The 13,067-nt window shown below is 51.1% G+C and carries 7 protein-coding genes; 5 read left to right on the top strand and 2 right to left on the bottom strand.

Features of this window, described 5'->3' with window-relative positions:
* Nucleotides 1-14 precede the first annotated feature (14 nt).
* The 5 genes from dltC to OYT88_RS10740 all read left to right on the top strand — a co-directional run bounded on the left by dltC (nt 15) and on the right by OYT88_RS10740 (nt 9,142).
* Complete coding sequence (gene dltC / locus OYT88_RS10760) at nt 15-266, top strand: D-alanine--poly(phosphoribitol) ligase subunit DltC (protein ID WP_274399954.1); 252 nt, start codon at nt 15-17, stop codon at nt 264-266.
* Nucleotides 263-1,453 (top strand): D-alanyl-lipoteichoic acid biosynthesis protein DltD, encoded by a 1,191-nt coding sequence (gene dltD / locus OYT88_RS10755; protein WP_274399952.1) that lies wholly within the window; start codon nt 263-265, stop codon nt 1,451-1,453. The genes dltC and dltD overlap by 4 nt, the downstream gene beginning before the upstream one ends.
* A 180-nt stretch (nt 1,454-1,633) precedes the next feature.
* Complete coding sequence (locus OYT88_RS10750) at nt 1,634-6,427, top strand: bifunctional glycosyltransferase/CDP-glycerol:glycerophosphate glycerophosphotransferase (protein WP_274399951.1); 4,794 nt, start codon at nt 1,634-1,636, stop codon at nt 6,425-6,427.
* 333 nt (nt 6,428-6,760) lie between these two features.
* Complete coding sequence (locus OYT88_RS10745; protein WP_274399950.1) at nt 6,761-7,747, top strand: glycoside hydrolase domain-containing protein; 987 nt, start codon at nt 6,761-6,763, stop codon at nt 7,745-7,747.
* Nucleotides 7,748-8,134: 387 nt separating this feature from the next.
* Entirely contained in the window at nt 8,135-9,142 is a 1,008-nt protein-coding gene (locus OYT88_RS10740) for an LCP family protein (RefSeq protein ID WP_274399949.1), read from the top strand.
* Nucleotides 9,143-9,885: 743 nt separating this feature from the next.
* Here the strand turns inward: OYT88_RS10740 and OYT88_RS10735 are convergent.
* Both OYT88_RS10735 and OYT88_RS10730 read right to left on the bottom strand, forming a co-directional pair.
* On the bottom strand, nt 9,886-11,313 hold the full coding sequence (locus tag OYT88_RS10735; RefSeq protein WP_274399948.1) for an APC family permease: 1,428 nt from the start codon (nt 11,311-11,313) through the stop codon (nt 9,886-9,888).
* Between the two features lie 247 nt (nt 11,314-11,560).
* Nucleotides 11,561-13,033 carry an aldehyde dehydrogenase family protein gene (locus tag OYT88_RS10730; RefSeq protein ID WP_274399996.1) on the bottom strand — a complete coding sequence of 491 codons (1,473 nt, stop codon included), beginning with the start codon at nt 13,031-13,033 and terminating at the stop codon, nt 11,561-11,563.
* Nucleotides 13,034-13,067: the final 34 nt, after the last annotated feature.

Below are 13,067 nucleotides of genomic sequence, written 5' to 3'. Positions count from 1 at the left end.
GAGGAGTGTTCGATATGGTTGAAATAACAGAGGCTTTTAAGAAAGATGTTCTGGATATTCTGGCGGAAGTCTGCGAATCCGATGAGGTGAAAGACGAACCGGATGTCCGGCTTTTTGAAGAAGGACTGATGGACTCATTTGCCACGATCTCGCTGCTGGTTGAAGTGGAAAACCGGCTGAATATCAAAGTTCCGGTTTCGGATTTTGACCGCAGTCAGTGGGCAACGCCGAAGATGATTATTGAGAGGCTGGCTGAAAGAAAATGAAGGCGCCGCGATTCGGCCCGATGATACTGGCCGTTGTTCTCGTCTGCTCGCTGGTTTTCGCTCCTCCGAGTGTGAAAAGCCTGTCGATCAGCCGGAGCGACGTCTCCCGTGCAGCTTCAACTCTTGATCCGACTATTTTTCAAGGGACACTCATGCAGCAGAAAATGCTGAAAGACAAGCAGTACCTGCCGATATACGGATCATCTGAGCTGCACAGGCTGGACATCTATCATCCGACAAACTTTTTCAAAATTAATTCCGACGGTTTTACACCTTTTCTGATCGGCAGAGCAGGCATGTACTCGCTGATTCATTTTCTCAATCTGGCAGCGAATGCCGACCTGCTGAAAAATCGGAAGATCGTGATCATTCTGTCTCCGGAATGGTTTACACAGAAAGGGCTCAGCACCAGCTACTTTGCCGGCAATTTTTCAGAAGAGCAGATGTATCAGTTCATTTTCAGCAGCAACATCGATCCGAAGCTGAAACAGAAGGCAGCAAGACGGTTCCTTCAATTCGGATTTATCAGGCAGAACGGCGCCATTGCTCCATTGCTTGAAAAGATCGCCTACCCGAATAAAACATCCGGAACGTCGCTATTCGTCGACTCGCTTCAAGGCCGAATGAATGAACACATGCTGACGCTGTACGATGCAATCAGGATGCAGAGGGTCAAGCCCAATTATTATCAAAGCCAGTATCAGAGACCTGACCCGAAACTAAAAGGAAAAAACTGGAGTCAGTTGAAATTGATGGCAAAGGAGGATGTCGCCTCCTACACCAATTCCAATCCGTTTCATATCAGCAACGCCCTTTATTTGAAAAGTATCAAGAACAGGCTGATACATTTTAAAAACTACAATGCCTCCCAGAGTTTCAATACGTCTCCGGAATATGGAGATCTGCAGCTCGTTCTCGATCTGCTGAAGGAAAAGCACGCCAAGGCGCTGTTCGTTTCCGTTCCCTTTAACGGGCTCTGGTACAACTACGCAGGCGTATCCCGGCAAAAACGTGAAATCTGCTACCGGAACATTGCCCGCGAAATCCGCGGCAGCGGATTCCAGCTTGCCGATTTCACTCGTTTCGACTCGACACCCTATTTTCTTGAGGACACGATGCATATCGGTCCGGAAGGCTGGGTCTATATCGACCAGGCCATTCAATCTTTTTATGATCAGAAAACATGAACTTAAGGCAACAGACTGTCCTATACGTTCACGGCTCGGGTTTTCACATGGGCCGATACGGTCCCGTTATGCTGAGTGGGGCCCTTTTCTTTACAGATGCTGCGGCCGTATCGTATGAGAGCCGAAGCAGAAAAAATAGATTCCGATCGTCAGAATGATGGATCGTTAGGAGAAGTCAGAATGATTTATAAAGTCAGTGTGATTGTTCCCGGCTATAATGTATCTTCATACATCAGACAGTGTCTCGACTCGCTGGTCCGCCAGAGCCTGCAGCCGATACAGGTCATCATGATCGATGACGGTTCCACTGATGGGGAAACCGGCCGGATGATGGACGAGTATGCCGCAGCTCACAAAAATTTTGAAACCATTCATCAGGAAAACAGAGGACTGGGCGCAGCCAGGAACAGGGGCCTCCGCGCTGCGCACGGAGAATACATTGCATTTGTCGACAGTGACGATTATGTCGACGGCCGGGCCTATGAAAAAATGTATGCGATGGCGAAACAGACAGATTCCGATATTATCTCGGGCGGCGTCAATCGCTTTAAGTCAAACGTTAACCGGAAATCGTTCCTTCACCGGAAAGCGATCGCCGACACATGCAAAAGGACCCACATCACTGAACGCCCGGAACTGCTTTACGATACGACCGCATGGAACAAACTTTATAAAAAATCTTTCTGGGACCGTTGCGGGCTGTCCTTTCCGGAACATATGCTTTACGAAGATATACCCGTGACCATCCCGGCTCACTTTCTGGCTAAATCGGTCGATATTATCGAGGATACGGTTTACTACTGGCGGATCAGAGAAGGAAAGGACCGTTCGATCACACAAAAAAGGGAGGATATTCATAATTTCGAAGATCGGCTTAAGGCTTTGCAGCAGCTCGATGCATTTCTGAACGATCACAAGGTTTCTCAGAAAATCATCGAAGCAAATCAGCTGAAGTATCTGACGGTCGATTTTTATAACTACCTGGAGCCTCTGAAATCTGCCGATTCTCTGTACATCGGCCGCCTTCAGAGGCTCTTATCCCGCGAACTTGCAAAAATCAATCCGGAACTCTTCGCGCGCATTCCTGCACGTACGGCGCTTGCCTACCGGCTGCTGCTGCAGAACAGAATGGAAGACGTTCTGAAAATCATTCGCCTGGATAGAAGGCACGGCCTGAGTTTCAAGCCTTATCGGCGGCAGGGACACTGGTATAAGACGTTCGCCGTTTCCGACTTTACACGGAAACATCCGGTCTGTGTCGATCGATCGTTAGATGCGGTTTCACGCATTCACCGCGTTCTTTGGAACGGGAACGGAGAGCTTGAGATCAGCGGCCATGCCTACATTGAAGGCATTGATTCCGGAAAAAAGGCACATGTCCGGATGAGCGCCCGTCTCGTCAATATCGACAGCGGTCAGGAAACCGGCCTGGCCGTGCAATTGTTCAAGGACCGGACCGTTACAAGAAAATGGGGTGTAACCAGGCTCAAAAGGATTAATCCGCTTTCAAGAGTCTACAACTACGATTGGTCCGGTTTCAAAATCCGGATCGACGCCGGACGGGCACTGAAAATAATAAAAGAAGGCCGCTGGGCCGTTCTTCTGGATGTGGCGGTCCGGAATCTGGAGAAAACGGTGCGTCTCGGCGCTCCCCTTAGAGGAAGCAACCGGGCCGGATACCGCATGATTAACGAGACGGCCTTTCATGTAAAATACAACGGCAGCTGGCAGCTCGCCGTTGACGTCTGCCGGCCGGACGTTGTGATCGAACGCGCGGCCGCGGATAAAGACCGTCTGATCATCGGCGGCCGGCTAAACAGGAACGTTTCGGATCTGTGCCTCTGCTTTTACGATCGGAACACCGGGGAGCAGGCAACGATCCCATTAAAGATCAGAGAACTTGAGGCAAACCGGTTCACTCTGGCGATTCCCGGCGACAGGCTGAGGAGTACGGATTTTAAAGAGACGGGCTGGGTGATCGGCTACCGGCTCGCGGGAGAAAGCATCCCGAAGCCGGCGGACGGACAACCGGACGGTAAAAGCGTCATTCTTCATACCCGGCAGCGTGACATATGGATTGAGCATACAAACGGCCGGATGTCGATCTTTGCTTCAGAGTACCGCCATCCGTTTCTCGGCGATCTGAAGTTTGCAGACGGCTCGATGATTCTGCGGCTGACTTTGCCGTGCCGATGCGGCCGGGAACAGGATACTGCTGGAAAACGCCGGCTTTTATTTGAAACAGCGAATAACGCCGCCCCACCCGTTGCTTTTGATCTCGATTCCGGCCGGCTTTCCCGTGCCGGTGAAGAAAACACCGTTAAGCTGAGCTGTTTTGACAGAAATGGAAACTTCAGATGGTATGCATCCGGAAAATGGCATGTGTTTATTGTCGAGACCGAAACAGAACCTTCAGGCCGGATCCGATCGCGGAAGATTCCGGTGATCCTGTCCGAATCGCTGTCCAAAGCTCCCGGCATCTGCTTTACCTATCAAAAAATCCGCTTTCGCCTCATAAGCGGCCGGCACCGATCGCTCGCCTTTCAGACCGAGATTCATCGCGGTTTTGCGGACCGTTCGCCAAGAAGGAGAAAATGCATCCAGTGGTACCTGTACCCCCTGATGCGGCTGCTGCCGATCAAGAAAAACATGATCATTTTCGAAAGTTTCTGGGGGAAGGCCTTTAACGATAATCCAAAGGCGATCTACGACTACATGAAACGGGCATACGGTGACAAATACCGTTACGTCTGGTTCATGGATAACGAATATCTGCCGGTGAGCGGCTGCGCGAAAACCGTCCGCAAATACAGCCTGTATTATTTTTACTGTCTGGCCAGGGGAAAATATTTTGTCGCCAACGCGACCTTCCCCGACTTTTATATCAAACGGCATGGTCAGATCGAGATGCAGACGCTGCACGGAACCTTCATGAAAACGATGGGTCTGAACGAAACCGTCACATTCAATACAAAGAATAAGCAGAATCGCCTGCTGAGACGGGCCGGGCGCTGGGATTTTCTGATCTCGCCCAGCCCCTATATGACGTCGCTGTCAAAAAAGGCCTATTTATTCAACCATCGGGTCGTCGAGTGCGGATTCCCCAGAAACGACGCGCTGTACCGGAAAAACACAATTAAAGACGTAAATGCCATTAAAAAGAAGCTGCATTTGCCGGCGGATAAGAAAATCGTTATGTACGCCCCTACTTTCCGGAACACAAAAACGTTCGATCTGCGTCTTGATCTGGCAAAGCTTCAGAAGTGCCTCGCTCCGCAATATATTTTCTTGCTGCGCCTGCACTACTTTGTCGCCGGCCGAATTGACACCGAACGCTATCGCGGATTTGTTTTCGACGTATCCTTCTATCCGGAAATACAGGACCTGTACTTAATCTCGGATCTGCTGATCACCGATTATTCTTCCGTTATGTTCGATTACGCACATTTAAAAAGACCGATGCTGTTCTTTGCTTATGATCTGGAAGATTACCGGAATAACCTGCGCGGAATCTATCTGGATTATGAAGAAACGGTCCCCGGTCCGATTGTATCGACAACGGAAGACATCATCAGAGAGATCCTGGAGCTGCCCGGATCGGCGCGGCGATACCGGCAAACATATGAGGCGTTTCTTGCCAGATTCTGTACGTTCGGACGGGGCGATTCCGCAAAACGGGCCGTTGAATGCCTGCTGAATCCGGCCGTTAAGCTGCAGCCCGGCGAACATTACTATCGAAATCTGTGGAAACGGCGGATGCACACAATCTATCCGGCCGTCTTCCGGCGCGTCGGCAGACTGCCGCGGACAAAAGCGGTGATTTTCGAAAGCTTTTTCGGGCAACAGTTTTCGGACAACCCGAGGGCGATTTACGAATATATGAAAGAAAATCATCCGGAATACCGACTCGTCTGGAACGTGAAGAAGGGCTATGAAGAGATATTCAAGAAAGAAAACGTGCCGTACGTCATTAAATATTCTTACAGAGGGCTCTGGCAGTGGGCGCGGGCCGAATACTGGGTGACAAACAGCCGCTGGCCGCTCTGGCTGCCGAAACCGAAGGATACCGTTTATGTACAGACCTGGCACGGCACGCCCCTGAAAACTATTGGGGCAGACATAAAGCGGATGACAATGCCGGGAATGACTGCTGAGAGGTACGGCAAGGAATTTTCCGAAGAAACAAGGAAATGGGACTACTGCATTGCCCCGAACGCCTATTCATCGAAGATTTTCAAAAGAGCCTTTGAGCTGCAGGGCGAGATGATCCAGTCAGGTTATCCGCGAAACGATTGGCTCTATCGGAAGAACGATGCATCGGAAATGATGAGAATCAAGGAAAAGCTGGGCATCCCGCGGAATCAAAAAGTCATTCTGTACGCTCCGACCTGGCGCGACAACGAATACAGCAAAATCGATCATTATACATTCGATCTGAAGCTGGACCTGCAGCGGATGAAGGAGAAATTCGGCGGAAGCGCCGTTCTGCTCATGCGCATGCATTATCTGATTGCCGAGAAAATGAACCTGAGCGGCTATGAAGACTTTGCGAAAGATGTTTCCTTCTATGAAGATATCAGAGAATTATTGCTGATCGCCGACTGCCTGATCACCGACTATTCATCGGTCTTCTTTGATTACGCAAACTTGAAACGGCCGATTGTCTTTTTCGCCTATGACCTGGATGACTATGCCAATAAAATCCGCGGTTTCTATTTCGATCTTGCGAAAGAGGCGCCCGGACCGATCGTTCGGGATATGGACCATCTGCTCCCCGCCGTTAGCCACGCGCTGAGCCATCCGCCGCTTAATCCTTATCCGGAATTCTATCATAAGTTCTGCGGATGGGAGGACGGATACGCATCGGAAAGAGCCGTCCGGGCATTCCTGAAAGATAAAAAAAGCAGGAGCAGACGGACGATTCGGGCCGGCGCTGCAAAAGCGCTGAGAAAGAAACACGCGGGACCGTTCTAACACGTACAATCTTTGCCCGGACAACTCAGCCGCTTTCATTTTGCTATATTAAAAAGAATTCCCGAAGTTTCTCAGACTTTGAGAATTCTTTTAGTATGAGCCGATTGGTTTTCTGAAACCGGCATTTCTCTGGTAAAAGTCCGGCTCTCGGATTCTAAAGGACTCGCCGCGCTCACCGGTTGATCGCGGTTCTTTCTATTTATACAGTGAACGCTGCAGCCGTTTTCTTTTCTTTCAGCTCTTTTTCAATTTTCTTCTCTAAAAGAGCCTGATTCTCATAAAAAATTTTTCTCCGTTTTCACAGCAACAACATTTCAAGGGAGTGTCTGTCGAATGAAAGTGATTGATTGTGCCGCAAAGCTTAATGAACGCATGATTGAAAATTTGAAACAGGCCGGAATCGGGGCGGTGGGCCGCTATCTCGGCGACGCCGGGTCGTGGAAATCCATGGGTCCGTCCGAAGCGGAGAGCATCCTTAAAGCCGGACTGTCCATTTTCAGCATTTGGGAAACCGCCCCGACAGAACGCGCCTATTTTTCCGCCCGGCAGGGAATGCGCGATGCCGAAGCGGCGTGCCGTTATGCACGTTCAATCGGACAGCCGCAGGGAACGCCCATTTATTTTACCGTCGACTACAATGCCGGCACAGGTGACCTGGAAGCAATTATGGCCTACTTCCGCGCCGTAAAAGATGCAGAGAAAGGCTATTCCGCCGGCGTCTACGGATCCTTCCGGGTCGTCGAAGCGCTCGGGCGGACAGGTCTGGCTGACTTTTTCTTTCAGACATATGCATGGTCCGACGGCAACCTATCGGCCTACGCCCATCTTTATCAATTTCAGAATGACCGGCCGGTCGCCGGCATCCGTGTCGATTTCGACAAGATAATCAAATCCGGCGGAACATGGAAAAGAGCGGCACAGCCGGCAGGCGCCAAAGCTGTTTCGCCGCTCCTTCCAAAATCTGCCGGCTATACCGTCAAATCCGGGGACACATTGAGCGCAATCGGCGTCCGCTCCGGCCTTGATTACCGGCTGATCAAAAAGTGGAACGGACTGACGTCGGACACCATTTACCCGGGACAGAAACTGAAGCTGTATCGGCCGGCCGGATCCTCGATGAATACGTTTCCCTATCCGGGCCGGCCGCTCCGCCGGGGCAGTACGGGCCAAGATGTCGTGCTCGTTCAGAAAGCCGTCGGAGCCCGGAGCGACGGAATCTTCGGCCCGCGGACGGAAGCAGCAGTGAAGGCGTTTCAACTCGGCCGCGCTCTGGTGCCCGATGGCATTGTCGGACCCAGGACTTGGAACCTCCTGTTCTAACTGAAGGTGAGATGAATCATGCGGATTGTGAAGCCGGGATAATTATCCGGCTTTTTTTCGTGATTCGCCCTATCTTTAAGGCAAAAGGTATTGCCCGTACAACTTTAGACGGATATAATTACCATGAGTTATAAAACATTTTTGTGAGGCTACCTCTCATCCAGCGGCAGACACGGCGAATATTTACTGTCGGATAGGTCTATATTCTCGGTTTATCAAAAACCGTTTCTGAAAATGGAAGTTCGCCGCGGCATCCTTAATTGAGGGATCGGCCTGAATTTTCCATGACGGAAAATTGATCTAGCATATGTGCTTTCTTCGAATCAATTAGAATTTTATAAACTCATAGAAATACTTCCCTCGGAAAATGAGACAAAGGAGCAGAACATGGCACACAGAATCCCGGATCAAGAATCCCGAACGACATATAGAAAGACAAGGAAACGCCACCGCGGCCTGCGCATTGCGTTACTGGTGCTGATCCTCCTGCTTGTCGCAGCGGCCGCTTTCGGTGCTTATGAATATAACAAACTGAATCCGCAGAATCATTTCAGCAATCTGAAATCAATCGGCGGATCGGACAGCAATCTGAAAGCCGGAGTATTCAATATGCTGCTGATCGGCACCGATGCCCGGAAAGGAGACCCGGCCGGCCATACGGATTCGATGGTGCTTATTCACGCCGATCTGAACAATCATACTTACGACATGCTGAGCATTCCGCGTGACACGCGTGTTTACATGCAGGGCTACGGTTATACCAAACTGACAAGCGTTCAATATGTTTCCCAGGTCAAAAACGGGGCGCAGCAAGGCATTACCGACGCTGTAAAAACCGTATCCAACCTGACGGGCGTCCCGATTAACTATTACGCGGAAACAAACTATTGGGGCCTTCAGTACATGGTCGATGCAATCGGCGGAATCAATATGACTCTTCCGTTTAACGTCACCCTGACTCACCCTTGGTATTCGGAAGATCAGGGATTAAGTTTCACGGCGGGGACGCACGCGCTGAGCGGAAAAATGGTGACGGAAATCGTTCATGAACGTTATTCTCTCCCGGGGACCGATTACGGCCGCCAGCAGCTTCAGGAAGCCGCGCTGATCGGCATCGCCCAGAAAGTGATGCAGCCGGCAAATATCACCAAGCTGCCTGCTTTGGCCGGTTCGCTTTCTAAATTTTTCGTCGCAACCAATTTGAGCCAGGAGGATATGATCAGTGTCGGCCTCAGCGCTAAAAGCGATTTCCATCCGCAGCAGCAGATTCATTATCGCCAGGTCAAAGGCACAAACGCAGTGATGTATGACGACGTCCTTCAGGCCAACAACGACCAGGTGATCCTTGATCCGACCGAACTGAAAGATGTCATTAAAACTTATTTCGCCAATTAAAACGTGAATAACTGAACAAACAAAGAAGTAAAAGGCGCACCCGTTATTTTAGCGGCTGCGCCTTTTTTAATCCGTCTATTTCCCGGACAGTATACTTACTTGCAACAAAATCAGAGGCCGGTTTCCATAATCGCTTCAACCGCAAACCCGATCTGCCGGATGTCCGCCTTTTACATATGATCCCGGCCCCCCCTTCTCAGACCGGTCAAAGGCATCCTTAATTTTTGAAACAAATCAACGTCTGAAGAACATCGTTCCGTTCCGCCGAAATCGGGCGGTCATGCCGGCAAAACATTGCGAATATGGTTCTGATTATTCCCACTTATTGATTTAGTTATTGTTGATTCTCAGCCATTTACCGATGATTGGTAACCGGTTACCGATAGTGCTCTGCATTATACTGCCGATTGTCCGGCTTGCTGTATGCCTGCGGGCACCCGGAAGTGAGCTTTCTCAATCCTTTTTTCACCATCCGCTGAAAAAAGAGCTTGTGCCGCCGGGATACCGTGCGAACCGGGTCCGACAGCCGCCCCATTTTCTCCGGTTACGAATGAGAAGTCGGACACGGACCGACCCGCCAATCAGCAGGCCGCCTTTTCCATCACGATGAATGGAATGCGGCTTATTGACTGTCCCGGACGGTCTCGGGCCTCAATGGATCGGCCGTTTTGCTGAGAGATCGCTTATCCTGGCACCGTTCAGAAATCTGATAATCTCAAAGTCCTGCAGGTCGGGCTTCCTTATCAGAATTTTGTAGGCGCCGCTGCTTCGACGGCCGTCTCCAGGTCAGCGGCCTTCTCACGTCCCGAGAGGTAGAAAAGGCTTTTGAGTTTAAACCGGTAGTAAACGAGCGGGATGACACCGATGAACAGCGTCCCCAGGCCGATCAGATCCGTCCGCCAGCCCAGCTGCGGGATATCATAGATGGCGATGGCCCAAAGGAACAGCGATGAACAGACGGGCCAGAGGCCGCGCATGAAAAATGTCCTGAAATCATGGGTGAGTCCGTGCCGGTAATACCACGCACAGGCAAATCCGGTCAGCCCGTAGTAGAAGGCGATCTGCAGGCCGATCGCCGTAATCGCGTCGGTCATGATCGCATTGATCCCCGAGCTGAAACTGGAAACGACAAAGAGCAGCAGAGAAACAATGCCCATGACCATTCCGGCAAGCCACGGCGTCTGAAAACGGGGATGAAGCCGTCCGAATCCGGCGCCGAGCACGTTGTCGCGTCCCATTGAAAATAAAGTACGGCTTGCCTGCAGCAGCGAGGTTTCCAGTGTCGCGACGGTACTGATCATCACGGCCAGTATGGCAATATTCCCCCACGGCCGCGGAAAGATCATATTGCCGACGGCCGGCAGCAGATTAGTTCCGGCATTGGCAATCTGTTTCGAAGTCAGTCCCATCTGAAACACGATCTGCAGTAATTCAAACAGGACGAAGATGCCGATCATGCCGAAAACGCCGCCGTATCCGGGTGCTTTATTCCTGTCTTTCGTTTCCTCGGTAAGATTCGCCGTGACGTCCCAGCCCCAATAATAGAATATCGCGACAAGAGAACCGGACATGAACATATTGAGATTGAATCCGCCCGGTGAAAACCAGGACCATGAAAAAGGATGAACGGGATGTACGCCGAATTTGGCAAAAGCTCCGATGGCAATCACAATCAAGATCAGCACTTCGATAATCGTCATAAACTTCTGGAATTTGGCCGTTATCTGAATGCCTATCATAATCAGGATGTTCATTGAGAGGAACCATAACGCTCCGGCAACGGTAACGGCAACCACATTGCCGCTCAGCGAAGGAGCGATCAGATCGAGCGTTGCCGTCCCGACCGGAAGCGATCCGGCAACCATGAACAGACACGTGGCAACGATCAACGCCCAGCCGCTCATGAACCCGAGTGCCGGATGAATCGCCCGGCCCACCCAGGCATAACTGGCCCCGGCATCTGAACGCCAGCGATTCAGGTACATGAAGGCAAAGGCGATGCCGAACATAACAATTGCCGCATACAGAATCGAACCGGGCCCCATGATTCCGACCGTGGCAACCAGAGTCGCCGAACTGGCCGAAATCGTGTATGCCGGGGCGGTGCCGGCAATGCCCATGATGATGGAATCAAACTTTGTCAATTCGTTTTTCTTGAGTTCATCGGACATGTCACATATCCCCTCGCCATTTATTATTTTGATTATTTTGATAAAAATTGATAAAGATGGGCCGGTAAACCTGCCGACCGGCACTAATCCCGATCCAAAACGGAATGACCCACAATTTCTTTATTTCACCGCGTTAAAAACATCAGAATTCTTTTCTGAAGTGAACCGCCTTCCCTCTCAGGTCCGGAACGGCGCCTTATAAAATCCACTATTTATGCAATTCTGAAAATACAGGTCGGAAATAATCTTAACCGGAAAACCAGCCGCTCGGTCCCCCATCAAGGTTAAAATTAATCTGCTTCGTCTCTAAAAATTCGTCCAGGCCGTATGTACCCAGACTTGAACCGATCCCGCTCTGTTTATAACCGTGCCATGGCGCTTCGTTGTACGTGCCATGATACGTATTGACCCATGTGATACCGGCGCGCACTTTTTTAATGACGCGCATCGCCCTGGCTGCATCCTTGGTAAAGACGGCGCCGGCCAATCCGTATTTTGTCTCATTAGCCAGTCTGACAGCTTCCGTTTCATCTCTGAACGTCTGAAAGACGGCAACCGGTCCGAAGATTTCTTCCTGAACAATACGCATACCGGGCTCTGTATCAATAAAAGCGGTGGGAGCGACAAAGAATCCATTGTCAAAATCACGGCCCGTCAGGCGAAAGCCGCCGCAGGCAATTTCAGCTCCCTCCGCTTTGCCGATCTCGATATATCGGAGTACTTTGTCCAGTTGTTCCTGACTGACAAGCGGCCCCATTTCCGTTTCCGGATCGCCGCCCGCCCCCACTCTGATTTTATTAGCCCGTTCCGTAAAGCGGGCAACGAACGCATCTTTGATGCTTTCCTCAACCAGAATTCGCGATCCCGCCGAACAAATCTGACCCGCACCGGCATAAATCCCGAATAAGGCATAATCCACGGCGCTTTCAAAATCGGCGTCGGCAAAGATGATGTTGGGCGATTTGCCGCCCAGTTCCAGCGATATTTTTTTCATATTGCCGCTCGCAGCCTTCATGATCCGACGGCCGGTATCCGTTCCGCCGGTGAAGGAAATCATATCGACGCCATGGCTGACGGCAATCTCGTTTCCGACCGTTTCTCCGGCACCCATCACCATATTGGCCACCCCTTTCGGCAGACCGGTTTCTTCTAATATTTCGAACAGCTTCGTCGCAGTGACCGGCGTCAGTTCCGACGGTTTATAAACGATGGCATTGCCGGCGGCAAGTGCCGGGGCAATCTTCCAGACACTCATCAGCAGCGGATAATTCCAGGGAACAATCAGTCCGCAGACGCCGATCGGTTCGCGGATCACCATGGCCTGCATATTATCCGGAACCGTATAGGTCTCGCCGTGAGGCGCCGGAATTAATCCGGCGTAATAGCGGAAACAGGCCGCAGCATCGCTCACATCATAGCCGGCTTCTCTGAGCGGTTTGCCATTATCGAGGGTTTCCAGCGCTGCCAGCTCGTCGTGCCGTTCATCGATCTTAGCGGCAGCCTTAAGCAGATAACCGGCGCGCTCTTCAGCGCTCAGTCCCGGCCATGGCCCGCGATCAAAAGCCTCCCTTGCCGCCTGCACGGCAGCCCGCACATCGGACACATTGCCTTCCGCCGCCTGCGCAATCACTTCACCATTGGCGGGATTGATAATTTCCCGCTTTCCGTTTCCCGAACCCTGCCGCCATTCGCCGTCAATATACATGCTCAGTTCCAGGATTTTCCGGCTGGTTTTCGTTGCCATCCCTGATTTC

Source organism: Sporolactobacillus sp. CQH2019 (genome assembly GCF_028765345.1).
Classification (GTDB): Bacteria; Bacillota; Bacilli; order Bacillales; family Sporolactobacillaceae; genus Sporolactobacillus.
This window is presented reverse-complemented; position numbering and strand designations above follow the sequence as displayed.